The 20,215-nt window shown below is 61.0% G+C and carries 15 protein-coding genes; 13 read left to right on the forward strand and 2 right to left on the reverse strand.

All coding sequences use genetic code 11. The features are described from left to right. Positions 1 to 64: 64 nt before the first annotated feature. The 3 genes from AD668_RS12550 (at position 65) to AD668_RS12560 (ending at position 2,480) form a co-directional block, all read left to right on the forward strand. Positions 65 to 850 (forward strand): enoyl-CoA hydratase/isomerase family protein, encoded by a 786-nt coding sequence (locus AD668_RS12550; RefSeq protein ID WP_053159125.1) that lies wholly within the window; start codon positions 65 to 67, stop codon positions 848 to 850. 10 nt (positions 851 to 860) lie between these two features. Further along, positions 861 to 1,505, forward strand: coding sequence for a TetR/AcrR family transcriptional regulator (locus tag AD668_RS12555; protein WP_053159127.1), 645 nt, complete (start codon positions 861 to 863; stop codon positions 1,503 to 1,505). Between the two features lie 177 nt (positions 1,506 to 1,682). Further along, the gene (locus AD668_RS12560; protein ID WP_053159129.1) at positions 1,683 to 2,480 is read left to right on the forward strand and encodes an enoyl-CoA hydratase/isomerase family protein; all 798 of its coding nucleotides are present in this window, start codon (positions 1,683 to 1,685) and stop codon (positions 2,478 to 2,480) included. A 3-nt stretch (positions 2,481 to 2,483) separates the two neighbouring features. Here AD668_RS12560 and AD668_RS12565 read toward each other — a convergent pair whose 3' ends face one another. Continuing rightward, complete coding sequence (locus AD668_RS12565) at positions 2,484 to 5,165, reverse strand: LuxR C-terminal-related transcriptional regulator (RefSeq protein ID WP_053159131.1); 2,682 nt, start codon at positions 5,163 to 5,165, stop codon at positions 2,484 to 2,486. Between the two features lie 158 nt (positions 5,166 to 5,323). On the opposite strand from AD668_RS12565, the gene AD668_RS12570 reads away from it, so the two are divergent. The 7 genes from AD668_RS12570 to AD668_RS12600 all read left to right on the forward strand — a co-directional run bounded on the left by AD668_RS12570 (position 5,324) and on the right by AD668_RS12600 (position 13,694). Further along, complete coding sequence (locus tag AD668_RS12570) at positions 5,324 to 6,736, forward strand: coniferyl aldehyde dehydrogenase (protein WP_053159134.1); 1,413 nt, start codon at positions 5,324 to 5,326, stop codon at positions 6,734 to 6,736. Between the two features lie 78 nt (positions 6,737 to 6,814). After that, positions 6,815 to 7,900 carry a Zn-dependent alcohol dehydrogenase gene (locus AD668_RS12575; RefSeq protein WP_053159136.1) on the forward strand — a complete coding sequence of 362 codons (1,086 nt, stop codon included), beginning with the start codon at positions 6,815 to 6,817 and terminating at the stop codon, positions 7,898 to 7,900. 108 nt (positions 7,901 to 8,008) lie between these two features. Continuing rightward, positions 8,009 to 9,205, forward strand: a complete 1,197-nt coding sequence (locus AD668_RS12580) for an acyl-CoA dehydrogenase family protein (protein WP_053159138.1) — start codon at positions 8,009 to 8,011, stop codon at positions 9,203 to 9,205. 10 nt (positions 9,206 to 9,215) lie between these two features. Beyond that, complete coding sequence (locus tag AD668_RS12585) at positions 9,216 to 10,358, forward strand: acyl-CoA dehydrogenase family protein (RefSeq protein WP_053159140.1); 1,143 nt, start codon at positions 9,216 to 9,218, stop codon at positions 10,356 to 10,358. Positions 10,359 to 10,522: 164 nt separating this feature from the next. Next, complete coding sequence (locus tag AD668_RS12590; protein WP_053159851.1) at positions 10,523 to 11,272, forward strand: electron transfer flavoprotein subunit beta/FixA family protein; 750 nt, start codon at positions 10,523 to 10,525, stop codon at positions 11,270 to 11,272. Next, entirely contained in the window at positions 11,273 to 12,214 is a 942-nt protein-coding gene (locus AD668_RS12595) for an electron transfer flavoprotein subunit alpha/FixB family protein (protein ID WP_053159142.1), read from the forward strand. Positions 12,215 to 12,359: 145 nt separating this feature from the next. After that, positions 12,360 to 13,694, forward strand: coding sequence for an MFS transporter (locus AD668_RS12600; RefSeq protein WP_053159144.1), 1,335 nt, complete (start codon positions 12,360 to 12,362; stop codon positions 13,692 to 13,694). Between the two features lie 49 nt (positions 13,695 to 13,743). Here AD668_RS12600 and AD668_RS12605 read toward each other — a convergent pair whose 3' ends face one another. After that, positions 13,744 to 16,482: a LuxR C-terminal-related transcriptional regulator gene (locus AD668_RS12605; protein WP_082344462.1), complete on the reverse strand. Its 2,739-nt coding sequence runs from the start codon at positions 16,480 to 16,482 to the stop codon at positions 13,744 to 13,746. Positions 16,483 to 16,802: 320 nt separating this feature from the next. On the opposite strand from AD668_RS12605, the gene AD668_RS12610 reads away from it, so the two are divergent. The 3 genes from AD668_RS12610 to AD668_RS12620 are packed head-to-tail and all read left to right on the forward strand — an operon-like array spanning position 16,803 to position 19,745. Beyond that, positions 16,803 to 17,909: an acyl-CoA dehydrogenase family protein gene (locus tag AD668_RS12610; protein ID WP_053159146.1), complete on the forward strand. Its 1,107-nt coding sequence runs from the start codon at positions 16,803 to 16,805 to the stop codon at positions 17,907 to 17,909. A 34-nt stretch (positions 17,910 to 17,943) separates the two neighbouring features. Continuing rightward, positions 17,944 to 19,131: a lipid-transfer protein gene (locus AD668_RS12615; protein ID WP_053159151.1), complete on the forward strand. Its 1,188-nt coding sequence runs from the start codon at positions 17,944 to 17,946 to the stop codon at positions 19,129 to 19,131. Between the two features lie 41 nt (positions 19,132 to 19,172). Further along, the gene (locus AD668_RS12620) at positions 19,173 to 19,745 is read left to right on the forward strand and encodes a DUF2889 domain-containing protein (RefSeq protein WP_053159153.1); all 573 of its coding nucleotides are present in this window, start codon (positions 19,173 to 19,175) and stop codon (positions 19,743 to 19,745) included. Positions 19,746 to 20,215 lie beyond the last annotated feature (470 nt).

Genomic DNA, 20,215 nt, shown 5'->3' on the forward strand with positions numbered 1-20,215 from the left:
AGCAACCCCGATGGCGTTCAAGTGGCCGCCCGTCCCTGTGTTTCATTTCAATCCTGGAGTGTTTATGTCTGTTCACACCGCGTTTATCCCTGGCCACGGCCTCACGCTGGACCTACAAGGGCATGTCGCAACGCTGGGTTTCAACCGGCCGCCGCTGAATTTCTTCGATGCCCAGTTGATCAAGGACCTGGCCGACACACTGGACTATCTCGACGATTTACCGGAGTGCCGCGTGGTCATCCTGCAAGCCGAGGGCAAAGTGTTTTGTGCCGGTGCGGACTTTTCCGGCGCCGATCAACGCGATGCGCAATACCCGCGTCGCGTCTACAAATCGGCGGTGCGTTTGTTTCGCAACCGCAAACCGCTGATTTGTGTGGTGGAGGGTGCCGCCATTGGTGGGGGACTGGGTTTGGCGCTGGTCGCCGACTTCCGGGTCACCAGTGAGAAAGCCCGGTTTTCTGCCAACTTCAACCGCTTGGGCATTCATCAGGGGTTCGGGATTTCGGTTACCATGCCGCGATTGGTCGGCCCGCAAATGGCCTCGCTGCTGATCGCCACGGGGCGCCGCATCGATGGCCGCGAAGCCGTGCGCATCGGGCTGGCCGACGTGCTGGCAGAGCCGGGGCTGGAGCGACAGGCCGCCCGGGATCTGGCCGAAGAAATTGCCGCTTCGGCGCCCATGGCCGTCATGTCCAGCCGTGAAACCCTGCGCAGCGGGTTGGCCGATGCGGTCGACCGGATCATCGATCGGGAAGCCAGCGAGCAGGAATGGCAGATTGTCAGTGCCGATTTCGCCGAAGGCATCCAGGCGATGGCCGAACGACGCCCACCCGTATTTACAGGTCAGTAAGGAACTACCGATGGAACCCGTTGAAAAAACCACTCAGGCGTCCACCCGTCGCACCCAGGTCGAACGTCGCGCCGAGGCTGAACAACGGTTACTGATCGCGGCACGGCAAATTGTTGCGCGCAAAGGCTGGGTCGGCATGACCCTGTCCGAGGTGGGTGAGGAGGCCGGGTTCAGCCGCGGCCTGGCGACCCACCATTTCGGTAACAAGGCCGGTTTGTTGCGCGCCCTGGCGGGTTTCGTCAATTCGAGCTTCATGCACCTGGTGGAGGCCGAGTCCTCGCGGTGGCGTCCCGGCATCGACGCGCTCAAGGGCTTTGTCAGCATTTATCTGGGACGCAACGATGGCGACTGGATCAACACCCGCGCCTTGCTGGCACTGATGGCCGAAGCGGTAACCCAGGATTCGGACATCGCGCAAATTCTCGCCGAATACAACCGCTCGGTGCAGCAGCATCTGGCGCACTACATCAGCGAAGGCATCGCCAGCGGCGAGATCCGCGCGCAGGTCGACCCGATGGCCGGTGCGATGCTGATTCTGGGCGCCTTGCGCGGGACCATGCTGCAGTTTTTGCTGGACCCGTCCGATATTCCGCTCAAGCAATTACACGATCAATTGCTGGCGTTCGTTGAACATGCGATGGCCGTGGGTGCGTAAGGACGCTTCAGAGGTTGGATGTTGGCAAGACTGTCCAGCGAATCGACGGATCACTGCCAATGCTTGCAACGAGCTCCCCCCCGGCCTGGGTAGGACGCTTCGCACCTGTGCCTGCCGTAACCTCGAGCCGCTCAAGTGAGCGCTGCGACAACACAATAAAAACATCGAGGTTACTTCATGACTGTACTGAACACTTTCGTTGAATTATCCATTGAAGAGGGCCTGGCGACGCTGACTCTCAAACGTCCCGAGCGCAAGAATGCAATCACCCTGCAAATGGCCGATGAGTTACGCCAGGCGCTGGAGAGTCTTCGTGCGAATCCGGCGGTCAAGGCGCTGTTGTTGACGGGCGCCGGGTGCGATTTTTGTTCCGGGGCCGACGTCAGCAAAATGGGTGACGCAATCGCAGCGATCGATGTGCTCCAGCGAATAGACCCTTTCAACCGTTTGCTCGTTGCACTGGCGACCTTCGACCGGCCCGTGATCGCCGCCGTGGATGGCGTTGCGTTCGGCGCCGGCTTCAGTCTGGCTCTGGCCGCTGACTTTCTGATCGCCTCGGACCGGGCACGCTTCTGCATGGCGTTTGCCCGTATAGGCCTTGTTCCGGACATGGGTGCATCTCACACCTTGCCGCGCATCGTCGGGTTGCCCAAAGCCAGGGAGATTATCTATTCCGCCCGCGAAGTCTCTGCGCAAGAAGCCCTGGCGCTGGGCATCGCGCTTGAAGTGCATCCCGCCGACCGGTATCGAGCGCGTGCGCAAGAACTGGCGCGCAGCCTGAGCAATGTGTCGACGGTCGCTTTCGGCCTGAGCAAACGCCTGTTGGCGCGCACCTTCGACGTCGATCTGGCCACGCAACTCGATGGCGAAGCCGCCGCCCAGGCGGTAGCGATGACTTCGCCCTATGTCCAGGCAGCCGCCGCGCGGTTCATGCGCAAAGAACCGGCGCTTTACCAATGGCCCGTTGTGAAGTGACGTTCAGTCCAGCAACCCTTGGGCCCGCGCGATCGACACCGCCTCGGTGCGTCCCCCGGCACCGAGTTTGGTGTTGATCTTGCGCAGGTGCGATTTCACCGTCAGCTCGGAAAGAAACATCTTTTCCGCGATTTCGCGGTTGCGATAACCCAACGCCAGCATGCGCACCACTTGCAGTTCACGGTTGGACAGATTGGTCGTTGTCGCGTCTTCGCTGTTGCCCTCGACTTTCTGGCTGCTGCTCTCGCCCTTCAACAACAGGGCGATAAAGCCTGCACGGATGCCCAGTGCCTGTTCCTGGCCATGAAAGGTCACCGACCAGCGTTCCAGTACGGCCGCCAAGGGTGCGCCTTCGTCGAGAAAGGTGCGGATGAAACCCACGTGGCTGGCGAAGCGCAAGGCCAGCGTCAGTTGTTCCAGGGCCTCCTTGTGCTGTTTTGTGCCATCCAGTGCCATGGCCAGCAACAGACGCAGTTTCAGGGCGCGGCGATGCTGGTGGCGTTGCAGTGCCTGATCGATAGCCTGGCGCAACGGCTCGGCGCAATCGCCGTCACCTTGAGCGATGCGCAGGCGCTGGCGAGCGATAAAAGGTATATCGACATCGTTGGCGCTCAGTGTCACCCCCGTCTGTTCCCAGTCACTTAACTGTTCGGCCGCGCGCATGGCGTGATCGGCGGTATCCAGGCGATTTTCCAGAGTGGCGACACGTGCGCGCTCCAGCCAGGTCGAGCAGAGAATGCGCGTGGAGCCCGCCACCTGGCCCAACTGGTCGAGATCGGCCAGGTGACGCATCCAGTTCGGGCGATCTGCGTTCAGGTAGGCAATGCGTGCCAGCAATACATGGATGCTGATCAACGAGTCTGGCGCGGCGTGTTCCCTGGCATAAGGCAACAGTTCGCTGAGTCGCCGCTGGGCTTCATCCAGGGCAGCGGTTTCGTAAAGCACCACGCAATGGATGGTTTGCAGGATGGGAAACCCTACGGGCGGAGTTCCGGCAAACGACTCACGACTGCGGCGCATGGCGGCATCCACACGGGTCAGGGCACTGTCGAGTTGCCCTTGGGTCAGGTCGAGCATCGCCTCCAGGGCATCGGAGACATCGCGCAGGTAGGCCGACTCACGTTGTGCCTCGCGTAGCCCCGCACTGCCAAGCTTGTTGCGCGCTTCATCGAAGCGTCCGCTGTAGAACAGCGAGCAGGCCTGCACAAACGCCGTCAACCGATAGGACAACGTGTCCTGGGGGCCGAGTCGCTCCAGCAGTTCGGTACTGGCCAGCAACGCCTCGTGGACCCGGTCGCCGATCAGCAACAACAGCGGATAGACGTAGTGGTGTTCGTCGGCCAACGCCGGGTTTTCCAGGACCTGAAGCGCGTCTTTGTGGCGACGCGCATGGAGTAACGCCCACGCATAGGCAATGCCCAGTCGGGGATGCAGATCCCGTATCTCGACCGGAATGCGCGAGAGCCAGCGCATCAGCAGGCTCGCATGGCCGTTTTCCACCAGTTCATCGATGTGCAACACCAGTTGTTTGGCGGCCTCATCGACGGCGTGCGCGGCAAACAGATGCTCCAGGGCATCCACCGGCTGATCGTTGGTGAAGAACCAGTAAGCCGCCGCACGATGTTGCTGTTCGAATTTGTCCGAATGTTGTTTGAGCGATTGCAGGAGGAAGTCTGCGAACAGGCTGTGAAAACGAAACCATTGGCGCTGGTCGTCTGTTGCAACAACGAACAGGTTGTCCCGCTCCAGCGATTCGATCATGGCTTTGCTGTCGCTGTGGCCGGTGACGGCATCGCACAGGGCAGGGCAGAACCGCGACAGCACGCTGGTCTGCAACAGGAATTGCTGGCGCTGCGCGGTCTGCCTGGCCAGAACGTCTTCGGCAAAGTACTCGGCCAGCGCCGGGTTGGAACCATTGAACGAAGCAATAAATGCTGCCGGATCGCTGTGCCGTTGCAGAGACAGGGTCGCGAGGTAGATCCCGGTAATCCAGCCTTCGCAGCGCTGGTGCAGGTTGCCGATGTCGACGGCGTCCAGCGGCAGTTGACGCTTTTGCAGGATATAACCGGCCGTTTCCTCGATGCTCAGGCGTAATGCATCGGTGCCGATCTCCAGCAACTCGCCTCGGGCCCGTAACCGCCCCAGGTTGATGTCCGGCGTTGTGCGCGCAGCGATGGCCAATGTGCTGCCAACGGGCAATGCCTTGAGCAGGCGCTGGAAAAAATCCAGGGCCTGCGGATTGTCAATGGCCTGGAAATCATCCAGCAGGAGGGTGAAGGTTTCGCTACTGGCAGCGAGGTGCTCCAGCAACCATTGCTCGTAACGCGCCGGCTCGCCTTCGTCAGGCGTGTACTCCTCAAGCAGACCCAGTTCGCGCAAACCGATGGACAACACATGGAGCAGCCGGGCTGGCTCGTTGTCGGCCTGATCAAGGTTGCACCACAACACCCGTCGACCGGCGTTGATGCAGCGCTCGCGGTATTGCTGCAACAGCGTGGTCTTGCCGTACCCGGCACAGGCGCTGATCAGGATCAGGCGCACGCCTTCGTATTGTTCGAGTTGTGCAAGCAAAGTCGAACGTTCCAATTGGCCTGGCAGGCTGGCCGGCGCCAGGAATTTTCCAGCGCGAACGGGTGGCTTTGCTCCCTGTGCTGGTTCATTGGAACTACGTTCAAACCCTTCCATGCATCCTACCTTTGGTTGTCGTCGTGCCGGGGTGGCCCTTTCTAGTATCGCCTGTCATGAGCAACACCCGATTCATGCTTCGAGCCCGCCAGTGTAGCGGGACGACACCGGATTGGAAGCTCCCGAACCGCCCACCATTGCATGGAAGTCCGAACACCATGAGTGCCAACGAAAACCTGAACGCCGCTGATATTCGCGTGATCCTGGACAAGCAACGTGCCGCCTGCGTGGCCGATGATCCGTGGACGGCCGAACAGCGCTGCGAATTGATCGACCGGGCCATTGGCCTGCTGGTCGATTACCAGCACGACATCGTCGATGCCTTGTCGGCTGACTTCGGTCATCGCAGCCCTGATTTCTCGCGCATGCTGGATGTTTTGGGCCCCCTGGCATCCTTGAAGTATACCAAGGCCAAAATCGCCGAATGGATGCAGCCGGAACAGCGGGCCACCGACCGCGGGGAGGCATGGGTACAGTATCAGCCGCTGGGCGTGGTGGGCATTCTCACCGCCTGGAACTTCCCGGGGAACATGGTCTTCAACGGTTTGGCCGGGGCCCTGGCGGCAGGCAATCGCGTGATGATCAAGGTCTCCGAATACAATCCGAACACTTCGGCGTTGCTGGCGCGCATCTTGCGCGAAGTCTATGCCGAGGATGAAGTCGCGATCATCACCGGTGGTCCTGACATCGGCCATGCTTTCAGCCAGCAACCGTTTGACCATCTGTTGTTCACCGGTGCCAGTAGCATTGGCAAGCACGTCATGCGCGCCGCCGCCGAGAACCTGGTGCCGGTGACCCTGGAGCTGGGCGGCAAGTCACCGACCATCATTTCGCGCACCGCCGACATGAAAACCGCAGTGACCAAAATCCTCACCGGCAAACTGCACAACGCCGGGCAAATCTGTCTGGCACCGGACTATGTCTTTGTGCCCGAAGAGCAACAGGACGCGTTCGTTGCAATGGCCCGGGAAGTGGTTACAACGTTGTACCCGACCTTGCTCGACAACCCGGATTACACCTCGGTGATCAACGCCCGTCACTTCGAGCGCCTGCACAGTTACCTGAATGAGGCGCGCGAGGCGGGTGTCGAGCTGATCGAACTGAACCCGGCTGTCGAGCAATTGCGCGACCAGCCGCACCACAAGATGGCGCCGACCCTGCTGCGTAATCCAGGGGACGAACTACAGATCATGCAGGACGAAATCTTCGGCCCGTTGTTGCCGTTCAAACCCTACAAATCCTTTGCCGAAGTGGTCAGCTACATCAACTCGCACCCACGCCCACTGGGCCTGTACTACTTCGGTAACGATGCCGGCGAAGAGTCCTTCGTGCTCAACCGTACCACCTCTGGTGGCGTGACCCTCAATGACGTGCTGCGCCATGGCGGTGTCGAGACATTGCCCTTTGGCGGTGTCGGCCATAGCGGCATGGGCTGCTACCACGGCGTCGACGGTTTCCGCACGTTCAGCCATGGCAAATCGGTACTGCGCGCTGTCGATGGGCCGGACGCGATGCGACCTCCCTACAGCGAACAGGTACGCCAGTTCGTCGGGTCGATGATCAAGCGCTGAGACAACCACCGGCATGGCGGGTGCGCTCATAGCGCTCGCCGTCGCCGTTCACTTCATGCTTTTAAAAGAGAATAAAAAATGAAAGCTGCCGTATTCCATGCTCCCGGTTTGCCAATGACCATCGAAGAAGTCGGCATCAGCAAACCCGGACCCCGGGAAGTGCTGGTGCGTACCGTTGCGGTGGGCGTCTGCCACTCCGACCTGCACTTCGTCGATGGCGCGTATCCGCATCCGAAACCGGTCGTCCTCGGCCACGAAGCGTCGGGCATCGTCGAGCAAGTGGGTTCCCTGGTGCGCACGGTGAAGCCGGGTGATCATGTGGTGACCTGCCTGTCGGCCTATTGCGGCCACTGCGAGCACTGCGTCACCGGGCACCTGTCGCTGTGCGTGTCTCCAGAGACCAAACGCGGTGCGGATGAAGAGTCACGCCTGACCTACATCAAAAAGCCGATGACGCAGTTCATCAACCTGTCGGCTTACGCTGAGCAAATGTTGGTGCATGAGAATGCGCTGGTCGCGATTCGCCGGGACATGCCGCTCGACCGAGCCGCCTTGCTGGGGTGCGCGGTCACCACCGGGACTGGCGCCGTGTTCAATACCGCCAAGGTTCGTCCGGGCGAAACCGTCGCGGTGATCGGCTGTGGCGGCATCGGCCTGGCCACCATCAACGGTGCGGCGCTGGCCGGTGCGGGACGGATTATTGCCGTCGACATGCTCGACTCGAAGCTGGAACTGGCCAGGCAGTTCGGCGCCACCGATGTGGTCAACGCCAAAGACGGCAGTGCGGTCGCACAGGTGCTGGAATTGACCCGTGGCGGCGTGCATCACGCGTTTGAATGCATCGGCCTCAAGCAAACCGCCGAACAGGCTTTTGGCATGCTGGCTCGCGGTGGTACCGCGACGGTGATCGGCATGATCAAGCCGGGTGTGAAGCTGGAGCTCGATCCACTGGCACTCCTGCATGAGCGTCGTATCCAGGGTTCGTTCATGGGTTCCAACCGCTTCCCGGTAGACCTGCCGCGCCTGACCGACTTCTACATGCAGGGCCGGCTCAAGCTCGATGAAATGATCTCGCAGCGGATCAAACTGGAGCAGATCAACGAAGCCTTCGACGAACTGCGTCGGGGTGAGCTGGCTCGCTCGGTCATCCTCTTCGATCAATAAATGCAGTGTGCCGTCGCAGTGCCAACGACTGCGGCGGCACGCAGCCCCTTTGCAGCACGTGCAAAACAAGACCGGCCACAGGCTGGCGACTCACTGTTGAGGTACCACATGGATATTCATTTCAGTCCCGAGGAAGTGACGTTCCGCGAGGAAGTTCGCGCATTTCTCAAGGCAAACCTGCCGCAAAACATCGCGGCCAGGATCAACCAGGGCAAGTCGGTATGCAAAGACGACCAGGTACTCTGGATGCGCACCCTTAATGACCAGGGCTGGCTGGCGGCAAGCTGGCCGGTGGAGCAGGGAGGCACGGGCTGGAGCGCCGTGCAGAAGCACATTTTCGACGAAGAATGTTCGGTTGCCGGTTCACCGCGGATTGTACCGTTTGGCATCAATATGGTCGGGCCGGTGATTATCAAGTTCGGCACCGAAGAACAAAAGGCGCATTTCCTGCCGCGCATTCTCAACTGCGATGACTGGTGGTGCCAGGGCTACTCCGAGCCTGGCGCCGGGTCTGACCTGGCCAGCCTGCGCACCCGTGCGGTGCGCGACGGCGACCATTACGTGGTCAATGGCCAGAAGACCTGGACGTCAACCGGCCATATGGCCGACTGGATGTTCTGCCTGGTGCGTACCGATGCCGATGCGCAACAGCAAAGGGGTATTTCCTTCCTGCTGATCGACATGAAAACCCCGGGCATCACCGTGCGGCCGATCATTACCCTCGACGGCGGTCATTACGTCAACGAAGTGTTCCTCGACAACGTGCGTGTACCGGTACACAACCTGGTCGGCCGTGAGAACGAGGGCTGGACCTGTGCCAAGTATCTGCTGACGCATGAACGCACGACGATCGCCGGGATCGGCATCGCCAAGGCCATGCTCTCGCGTCTCAAGCAGGTTGCCCGACAAGAGTATCGCAACGGCAAGCCGTTGATCGAAGACCCGCACTTGCGTGCGCAGATCGCCGATGTGGAAATCCAGCTGATGGCCATTGCCATGAGCAACCTGCGCATTCTGGCCTCGGCCCAGGAGGGCGGCGTTCCGGGTTCAGAAAGTTCGATCCTGAAAATCAAGGGCACCGAGATCCGTCAGGCGATTACTTACCTTCTGACCAAAGTGGTGGGGGCCTATGCCAATCCGTTTCTTAAAGACGAGTTGAGCTATGACCATGAAGGCGAGCTGCTGCACAGCGAGTTCAGCAACTCGTCGACCTGCCAGTACCTGGACATGCGCAAAGCCTCGGTCTACGGCGGGTCCACTGAAATCCAGAAGAACATCATCGCCAAGATGATTCTCGAACTCTAAGGGGCAGGCCATGGACTTTAAACTTTCACAAGAGCAGCAAATGCTGCAAGACACGGCTGCCCGACTGGTGCGTGACACCTACAGTTTCGAGCAGCGCGAACAGTTTCGCGACAGTGCCAAAGGCTTCAGCGACGAGTTCTGGCAGCAGATGGGAGAGCTGGGACTTGCCTCGGTACCGTTCGCCGAGGCATTCGGGGGGTTCGGTGGCAATGGCGTGGACGTCATGCTGGTGGCCCAGGAGCTCGGGCGCGGTCTGTGCCTGGAGCCGTGGCTGCATTCGGTGATCTATGCCGGCGGGCTGATCGATCAACTGGGCAATGCCGCGCAAAAGAACGAACTGCTGCCGCAAGTGGCCAGTGCCGAGCTGCAATTGGCCGTGGCCATCGATGAACCGCAAAGCCATTACCAGTTGCACGATGTCCAGACCCGTGCCGAAGCGGTCAATGGCGGCTGGTCGCTCAGCGGACGCAAATCGGTGGTGGTCGCCGGCCAGAGCGCCGGCTTGATTCTGGTCTCGGCGCGGGTATCCGGTGAAGTGCGTGACGAGGCGGGCATCGGCCTGTTCCTGGTCGATCCGGCAGCCCCGGGCGTGAGCATACGGGAATATCCGACCATGGACGGTCGCCGGGCTTGCGACCTGTTCCTGGACAACGTGGTTGTCAGCAATGCCGCCGTATTGGGTGAGCACGGCAAGGCACTCGATGCCTTGCGTTATCAGCAGGGACGCGCCATCGCCGCACAATGCGCGCAGGCGGTTGGCAGTCTGGAGGCAACTTGCGCGTTGACGCTTGATTATCTCAAGACCCGTAAGCAATTCGGCCAGGTCATCGGCAAATTCCAGGCCTTGCAGCACCGCATGGTGGACATGCACATCGAACTGGACCAGGCGACTTCGATGACCATGCTCGCCGCTTGCGTGGCCGACGAGCCGGACAGCCCTGAACGCAGCCGAACACTGGCTGCCGCTAAATACACCGTCTGCCGTGCCGCGCGTTATGTCGCCGATCAGGGCATTCAGTTGCACGGCGGTATCGGTTTGACCTGGGAATACGTGCTGTCGCATCACGCCAAACATCTGCTGATGATCGCTCGCCAGTTCGGCGACGACGACCATCACCTGCAGGCCTACAGCGACCTGATGCAAGACGAGTAGCCCGTCATCCCCAATCCCCAGCAGGAGCGAGCCCGCTCGCGATGGACGTCAACGATAACGCGTACACGCTGAATAACCGCGCCGTCCTGGAGTGCTTCGTCGGATCACCGGCCGGAGCAAGCTCGCTCCTACAAAAAAAGATCCATTCATTTTGGAGTTATCTGATGAAAGTCCTCGTAGCCGTCAAGCGCGTGGTCGACTTCAATGTCAAGGTTCGCGTCAAGGCTGACCAGTCCGGCATGGACCTGGCCAACGTCAAAATGGCCCTGAACCCCTTCTGCGAAATTGCCGTGGAAGAAGCGGTGCGCCTCAAAGAGCAGGGCGTCGCCAATGAAGTCGTCGTGGTCAGTGTCGGGCCTGCCGCCGCCCAGGAACAATTGCGCACCGCGCTGGCCTTGGGTGCAGACCGCGCCATCCTGATCGAGAGCGACGACGAACTGAGCTCGCTGGCCATCGCCAGGCTGCTCAAGGCCGTTGTCGATCAGGAGCAACCGCAGCTGGTGATCCTCGGCAAACAAGCGATCGACAGCGACAACAACCAGACCGGGCAGATGCTCGGCGCACTCACGGGCTTTGCACAGGGTACCTTCGCCTCGAAGGTCGAGATCGTCGGTGACAAGATCAACGTCTCCCGTGAAATCGACAGCGGCATGCAGACGGTTTCCCTGAAATTGCCCGCCATCGTCACCACCGATCTGCGTTTGAACGAACCGCGCTATGCGTCCCTGCCGAACATCATGAAGGCCAAGAAGAAGCCTCTTGAAGTGCTGACCCCGGATGCTTTGGGTGTTTGCACCGCCTCCACCAACACCGTCCTCAAAGTTCAAGCGCCCGCGACACGCAGCGCGGGCATCAAGGTCAAGTCGGTGGCGGAACTGGTCGAGAAACTGAAAAACGAAGCGAAGGTGATTTGAATGGCAATCCTGGTAATCGCTGAGCACGACAACAACACGCTGGCCACGGCCACGCTCAATACCGTGGCTGCCGCCGCTGAAATCGGTGGTGACATCCATGTGCTGGTTGCGGGGCAGGGTGTGGGGACCGTGGCTGAGTGCGCTGCAAACATCGCAGGGGTGGCCAAAGTGCTGTGGGTGGATCATCCGGTCTATGCCCATCAGCTTGCGGAAAACGTCGCACCTTTGGTCACCCGCCTGGTGGTCGAGCAGCACACCATTTTCACCCATGTTTTGGCGCCTGCCACGTCCTGCGGCAAGAACATCCTGCCGCGCGTTGCTGCGGCACTGGACGTTGACCAGATCTCCGAGATCATTTCGGTAGAAAGCCCTGACACCTTCAAGCGCCCGATCTACGCCGGTAACGCCATCGCTACCGTGCAGTCGAGCGCGGTGGTCAAAGTGATCACCGTGCGTGCCACCGGTTTCGACCCGGTCGCCGCCGAAGGAGGCTGCGCCACCATCGAGTCCATTGCCGATGCCCATGACGCAGGCATTTCCAGCTTTGTCAGCGAAGCGCTGGCCAAGTCTGATCGTCCTGAGCTGACCGCTGCGAAAATCGTGGTGTCCGGCGGACGCGGGATGCAAAACGGCGAGAACTTCCAATACCTGTACAGCCTGGCCGACAAGCTCGGCGCCGGTGTCGGAGCGTCACGCGCCGCGGTTGACGCAGGGTTTGTGCCCAACGACATGCAGGTCGGACAGACCGGCAAGATTGTCGCGCCGCAGTTGTACATCGCCGTCGGTATCAGCGGGGCGATCCAGCACTTGGCGGGGATGAAAGACTCGAAAATCATCGTCGCCATCAACAAAGACGAAGAGGCGCCGATTTTTCAGGTGGCCGACTACGGCCTGGTGGCCGACCTGTTCGAGGCGGTCCCGCAACTCGAACAAGCCCTCTGAAAACCACCACTCCCTGTAGGAGCAAGCCTGCTCGCGATGGGCTCAAACACGATGCGTTCTTGCTGACAGACCGCGTAATCGTTGACATCCATCGCGAGCAGGCTCGCTCCTGCAGGATCAGCATCATCCATGAAAGGAGAGCCGCATGAGTCATGCTGCTGAGCACTACCTGCCGGCGACGTCCGATTATTCCGTCGAGGAAACCCGGGGGGTCTATCGCAAGGTCATCCTGCGCTTGTTGCCTTACCTGGTCCTGGCCTATGCCATCAACACCATCGACCGGCTGAACGTGTCCTTCGCCAAGCTGCGCATGGCCGAGGACATCGGGCTGACGGATGCCGCCTACGGCCTTGGCGCAGGGATTTTTTACCTGGGCTACATCCTGTTCGAAGTACCGAGCAATATCTATCTGCAACGCACGGGTGCGCGGGCCACGCTGACACGCATCATGGTGCTGTGGGGCATGGTCACCGTGGCCACGGCGTTTGTCACCACGGCGGATCAGTTGATTGTCGCGCGCTTCCTGCTTGGCGTGGCCGAGGCCGGTTTCTTCCCCGGCGTGATCCTGTACTTGACGTACTGGTTTCCCCCCGCTCTGCGTGCGCGCATTACGGCGGTATTCCTGATGGCAGCCATGGTCGCCGGCATCATCAGCGGGCCGCTCGCCGGAACCATCATGAGCCATTTTCATGGTTGGCTGGGCCTGCGCGACTGGCAGGTACTGTTTGTGCTCGAAGGCGTCCCGGCAATGTTGCTGGGGCTGTTCGGCTGGTTCTGGCTGGTCGATAAACCGGATGATGCGCGCTGGCTCACGGCACAGGAAAAACACATGCTGGCGGCTTGCCTGGCCCACGGGCGGCCGGCAGACACGCCCAATGCCAGCCTGGTGCAAGTGCTGCGCAATCCCCAGGTGTACATTGCCGGGTTGGTGTTCTTTTGCATCTACAGCGGCTCGAACACGGTGTCTTACTGGATGCCGACATTGATTCGCGGGTTTGGCGTGCAGGATCTGAAAAGCATCGGCCTGTTGGCCAGCGTGCCGTACATGGGTGCCTTGATCGGCATGTACCTGCTGGCCCGCAGCTCAGATAAACGGCTGGAGCGGCGCTGGCACGTGAGCCTGACCCTGATGCTCAGCGCCACCTGTTTCTTTTTGCTGGGGCCGGTCCAGGATCATCTCGTGCTGTCGGTGGTGTTCATGAGCATCGGGGCTGCCGCCGCGCTGTCCGCGCTGTCGCTGTTCTGGAGCATACCGCCAGCCTTACTGTCGCCCTCTGCAGCGGCGGTGGGGATTGCGGTAATCAGTTGCATCGGTGGTCTGGCCGGGGTCATCAGCCAGATTGTGGTGGGAGCGATCAAAACCGCAACCGGAGACTTGTACCTTGCGTTCGATGTGATCGCGGGCGTGTTGGTGGTGGGTGCGGTGGTGCTGCTGGTGGCCATTCCGGCCAGTCAGCTTAAGGAACGTGTGAAAGCGTAGACAATCCTGATGGGCTCATCGCGGGCGACCCGCGATGAGCGTTTGCCTTTCAGGTGATCCAGCCCCGCGCGCGGGCGATGGCCAGGGTTTCGGTACGCCCTTTGGCCTCCAGTTTCGCGTAGATCTTCTGCAGATGGGATTTCACGGTGAATTCCGAGAGAAACACTTTCTCGGCGATTTCACGGTTACGATTCCCGGCAGCCAGCAGTTGCAGGATCTGGTACTCGCGCACGGTCAGCACTTCGTGCGCCCCGTTGTCGTTGCGTGCGTCTTCCATGCTTGCGTCACTGGTCCCCAACTGTTGCATCAGTTTTTCGACGAATCCGCATTCGATACCCAGCTCCTTGCAGCGAGCCTTGCCCGTGGTGGCCCAGCGTTGCAGCAACCCGGTCATGCGCTCGCCTTCCTCAATGAACGTGGCCAGGAAACCGTCATGACTGGCCAGGCGCAGCGCCTCATTGAGCGCCTGAAAAGCCTCCTGCGGGTGCTGGATACTGTCCAGCGCCAGGGCCAGAAGAATGTGCAGTTTCAGTTCGCGGCGGTGATGTTGCCAGTGCCGTGCCTGTTCGATGGCCGTGCGCAACGCCTTGACCGCCGCAGCGCCTTCACCCTGGAAAATGCGCAGGCGCTGACGGGCGATACTCGGCGTGTCCATATCGTTGGCGAACCGGATGAAATCGGGGCGGTCCCAATCGCCTGCCAGATCCGCCGAATGCAGGGCTTGCACCGCCGAATCGAGGCGCTGTTCCAGTATTGCCACGCGGGCTCGCTCCAGCCAGGCGGAACACTCGACGCGGCGCGAACCTACCTGACGGCCGATGTGCTCCAGTTCCATCAGGCAACGGGTCCACGTCGTGCGGTCGCCCTGACGGTAGGCGATGCGGGCAGTCAGTACGTGAGTGACGATCTGGTTATCAGGGGAGCTGACATGCTTGGCAAAAAACAGGCTGCGCGACAGGTACGTTTGCGCTTGAGCAAAATCGCCGTTCTCGTACAGCAAAAGGCCGTGGAGGATGTCCATCGACAACTTCGCTTCGTGGGGCTTGCGCTGGCCGTTGTTTTGCGGCCGGTCCGGTGTGCTCTGCATGCGCACGAGGGCATTGCTCAAGCGGCCCTGGATCAGATCGAGCGTGCTCTCGTTGACGCTCAAGGTGTGGCGCAGAAAGCTCGAATGAACCCGTGGATCGCGTTGCAATGTGCGGGACAACAGGTGGCGCGCCTCGTCATAGCGGCCGCTGGCGACCATGTTTATCGCCACCGAGCTTGCCAGCACCATGTACAGGTGCACTTCGTCGGCCGGCATTCGCTCAAGCAGTTCGATGCCCTTGCTGCAGCACGCCTCGGCCTGATCGGTGGCCCCCAGGTGCAGGCACTTCAGGACCTCGGCGACGTAGGCATAGGCGGGTCCCGATTCTTGTTCCAGGCGCTCGGCAACCTGCATCGCGTCTTTGAGGCGGGTCGTGGTCGCCAGCAGCCAGGCGTAGGCCTGACTGAGTTGCGGATAGCGGTCGCGAGTCGATTCCTCGATTCGGTCCAGCCAGCGCAGCAGCAGGCGCGTGCGGCCACTGTCGATCAGGGTATCGAGGTGAGTGTTCAAGGCTTGGGCGGCGGCGTCGAGGAGCCCGGCATTGAACAGGTGCTCGACACCGGGGATCGGTTGCCCTGCCTCGAAAAACCAGTGCGCGGCAGTTTTATGAAGGGTCTGGGCCATGCCTGGATACAGACGATCCAGGGCATGGCGCAAGAAACTGGCAAACAGATGGTGATAGCGAAACCATTGTTGCTGGCTGTCGACCGGGACCAGGAACAGGTTGGTGCGGTCGAGGTGGTCGATCATGGCGCGGCTGTCGCTGCGCCCGGTTACCGCCTCGCAGAGTGGCACGCAGAATTGCTCGAGGATGCTGGTCTGCATCAGGAACACGCGGCAGTCTTCGGTCTGGCGAGTCAAAATGTCTTCGGTGAGGTATTCGGCCAGTTCCAGGTTGGATCCGGAAAACGATGAAATGAATGCGCCGTGATCATCCCGATCCTTGAGCGACAAACTGGCCAGGTACAGCCCGGCGATCCAGCCTTCGGTACGCAGGTACAGCGTGGCCAGTTCGTCGTCGTGCAATGGAATCTGCCGCTTGTCGCGAATGAACGCCATGGCTTCTTCGGGGGTAAATCGCAGATCCCCGGGACGGATCTCCAGTAGCTGACCCCGGGCTCGAATCCGCCCAAGACCGATGCCCGGCGTGGAACGCGAAGCCATCACCAGGACGCTGCCGCCAGGCAGTTGCTCTACCAGTTGCTGGAGGAACTCAAGCACTTCGGGGTTCTGGATGACTTCGACCTCGTCGAGCAGGATCGCAAAGGGCAATGGACTGTTCACCAGTTGATCGAGTACGTCCTGGGCATTGGGCGGATCGTTGCCCAGCGTCTGCTCGCCAGACCGCGAAATCAAAGCGCCGAGGCCTTTGTCCAGCAGGTTGACGAAGCGTTGCAGGTCATTGTCGGCCGTTTCCAGGTTGATCCACAGCACCGGCTTGCCGCTGGTCATGCAGTGCTCGCGGTACTGCTGCATGAGGGTGGTTTTACCGAAACCGGCGGCGGCACGAATCAGGATCAGGCGCGCCGCGTCCGCGTTGGCCATTTGCTGCAGCAGGTGCGAGCGCGACAAATGGCTGTCGGCCGATTTCGGACTGGCGAACTTGATGGAACCACTTCTCGAGGCTGACGACTCAACCGGGGCGGGAGAAAGAGCAGGGCTCAGGGAATCGACCGCCGGGTTGTCCCGGTGAACTGGCATTGAAAGAACCTCCATGCAGGTCACTTGCCATGCAAACTGACGGCAATGCGACCCTTTTATTCTTGTTAGTCCCGACCATAGTGCCACGTCTGGCCAGTGCCCGAGACTTTGGTCTAACGCAACGTTGTGCCACAACCGGCGTGGTTTGCGCCGTTCAAAGCGCCGGGTCCGATTATTCGGCACGTACGGCCTCTTGCAAACCCACCCCCCCTGTGAGGGTGGCTCCCGATCCTCCGGTCTCATGCAACGATTACCTCGACACAAAGGAACGGGTTATTTCCCCGTTTCCCATGCAATCGGGTGATGAGCAAAGGTTACGGATGGACGTTCAACGCACTATCTACCGTGAAGACCATGAAATGTTCCGCACCGCCGTGCGGCGTTTTCTTGAGCGCGAATACCTGCCTCGACACGCCCGTTGCGAAAACCCCGGCGATGTCGAGCCTCGGGTCTGGCTGAAGGCCGGTCGCGAGGGATTGCTGTGTGTGACCCTGCCAGCGGAGTTCGGTGGCGGTGGCGATTTTGGTCATGCGGCGGTTCTGCGCGAGGAATTCGCCCGTGCCGGTGTCTGCGATCGGGCGTTCTCCCTGCACTCCGACGTCATTGCGGCGACCATCGCTCAATGGGCCAGTGAGCAACAGAAGCGCCGCTGGCTGCCGGGGGTTTGCAGCGGCGAAGTTCAGTTGGCCCTGGCGGTGAACGAGCCCGGTGGCAAGCTCAGGAACCTGCAAACGCGCGCTCTGCGCGATGGTGATGACTACCTGATCAGCGGCAGCAAAACCTGTGTCGGCAACGGCATGACCGGTGGCCTGATATTGCTCGCCTGTCGCACCGGGGAGGACGACGGCGAGGCGGGTATCAGCCTGATCATGGTCGAGACAGACCGCCCCGGTGTGCAGCGCAGCCGCAGTCCTCATCGCTGCGAGCAACCGAGTGCCGCCGAATTGCGCTTGAGCAACGTCCGAGTGCCGGCCAGCCATTTGCTGGGCGAGGCGGGCAGGGGCGTGGAGTACCTGAACCGGTCGGGGGATCAGGAGCACCTGTTGTCAGCGGTTTACGCCGCCAGTCGCCTGGAGCATTTGCTGGATCTGACCCTGATCCATCTGCGTCAACCCGATGGTGACGGGCATTGCCCATGGCAGTTGCAACACACCCGCAACAAGATGGCGGCCATCAAGGCCCGCGCCGTCGCCTTGCGGGTATTGGTTGATCACTACCTGGACCAGCGCATGCGCCAGTCGTTGAGCGCCGAGCACGCGGCGGTCGCCAATCTGTATGCCAGCGAAACCCTGCGCACCTGCGCCGACGAACTGTCGCGCCTGCGCGCCGCTCAGGGCCGCCTGCGCACCCATTCGATTACCCGCGCCGTGGTCGACCACGGCGCTACCGGCAAGGCCCTGCACGAAACCATCGCGCTGGCGCTATGAAATCCCACAACGCACAACCCTACAGGACATCTCGATGAGTCATAACGCATTAGTAGCCGGGGTCGGCATGATCCCATTCAGCAAACCGGGTGCGAGCCCGAGCTACATCGATATGGGGGCCGAAGCGGTGCGCCTGGCGCTGGCCGATGCCGGCCTGAGCTATGACAAAGTGCAAATGGCGTTCGCCGGTTACGTCTACGGTGATACCACCTGCGGTCAGGCCGTGCTGTATCGGGTCGGTCGTACGGCCATTCCGGTGTTCAACGTCAACAACGCCTGTGCCACCGGCTCCAGTGCCTTGTTCCTCGCCCGTGCCGCCGTTGAAAGCGGCCAGGTCGATTGCGCCCTGGCAGTCGGTTTCGAACAGATGCGACCGGGACCGACCCGCTCCAACTTCGATGACCGGCCGTTGCCCCGAGGTGATTATCTGCCGATTCAGGATGAGCTGTGCGGTGACGCCGGCGACATCCCTCGCAACCTGATTACCTTCGGCGGCGCGGGCCGCGAGCACATGCGCCGATACGGCACGCAGATGAGCACCTTCGCTGCGATCCGCGCCAAGGCCAGCCGCCACGCTGCCAACAACCCATTGGCTTTGTTCAAGAAGATCGTCACCACCGAAGAGGTGATGAACGACCAACTGATGTGGGACGGGGTGATGACCCGCATGATGGCGTGCCCACCGACCTGCGGCGCAGCTGCCGCGATCATCTGCTCGCCGGCGTTTGCGAAAAAGCATGGCCTGCGCAGCGACGTGGCGATCCTCGCTCAGTCGCTGGTGACCGATCCGGTGGAGTCTTTCGAACCGAAAACCATGATTGGTTTTGTCGGTGCACACATGGCCGAGCGGGCTGCGGGTGCGGTCTACGAAAAGGCCGGCGTCGGTCCCCAGGACATTCGCGTGGTCGAACTGCACGACTGCTTCGCCCACAACGAACTGCTGACCTATGAAGCACTGGGCCTGTGCCCGATCGGCGAGGCCGAGAAATTCGTCCTCGATGGCGATAACACCTATGGCGGCCGGGTCGTGACCAATCCTTCCGGTGGTCTGTTGTGCAAAGGCCATCCACTGGGCGCAACCGGCCTTGCGCAGTGCTACGAGCTGACCCATCAACTGCGCGGAACGGCGGGGGCGCGTCAAGTCGAGGGCTTGCGTCATGGCTTGCAACACAACCTCGGCCTGGGCGGCGCCTGCGTCGTCACCCTGTACGGAAAAAACTGAGCCATCCGTGCGTTGCGTTTTTTGCAAGAAGGATTCCATTGATGACCACCCAGCCTCTTGAATCGCCCGTTCGCACCCTGCTGCATACCCGCGAAATCACCTGCAAGGGCTATCAGCGCAGCGACGGTCTGTTCGACATCGAAGGACGCCTGCTGGACCTGACCAATGAGCCAACCGACCTGCCTTTTCACCGGGTGCCCAGTGGCGGTGCGATCCATGATATGCGCCTGGTGATGACCCTCGACACCGACATGGTGATCCAGAGCATCGCAGCCCTGACAGCCACCGGTGCCAGTCCGTTCTGCGGCGAAGCGGCGGCAGCCTATTCGCGCCTTGTGGGGTTGAAGATTGCCGCGGGTTTCAAGCAGAAAATGAAGGCCATTGTCGGTGGCGTGAGCGGTTGCACCCACATCACCGAACTGCTTGAACGCATGGCCTCCACCGCGATGCAGACGATGTTTTCCACCTTCCGCGCGGAGGCCAGCCGCCGCAGGGAGACAGGGGCGCAACAGGTCGTCGCGGTGCGCCCATGGGTGATCGGCACCTGTCACGCCTATCGCGAAGGCGGCGATGCGGTACGGTTGTTGTGGCCTGAAGGCTTGCCCAAGGCTTGAATTGTCATCCCGGACCAACGCGGCGCTCTCAGGTTCTTCGCGAGCATGGTCGCTCCTACAGGAGTGTGCGATCACCTGTAGGAGCGAGCGCGCTCGCGATGGCCGTCAACGATGACGCGGGCATGCTGAAAAAACGCGGCGCTCTCAGGTTCTTCGCGAGCATGCTCGCTCCTACAGGAGTACGCGGTCACCTGTAGGAGCGAGCCCGCTCGCGATGGCCGTCAACGATAACGCGGGCATGCTGGAAAAACGCGGCGCTCTCAGGTTCTTCGCGAGCATGCTCGCTCCTACAGGAGTGTGCGATCACCTGTAGGAGCGAGCGCGCTCGCGATGGCCGTCAACGATAACGCGGGCATGCTGGAAAAACGCGGCGCTTTCAGGTTCTTCGCGAGCATGCTCGCTCCTACAGGAGTGTGCGATCACCTGTAGGAGCGAGCGCGCTCGCGATGGCCGTCAACGATGACGCGGGC

It is taken from the genome of Pseudomonas sp. P1.8 (assembly GCF_001269805.1).
Classification (GTDB): Bacteria; Pseudomonadota; Gammaproteobacteria; order Pseudomonadales; family Pseudomonadaceae; genus Aquipseudomonas.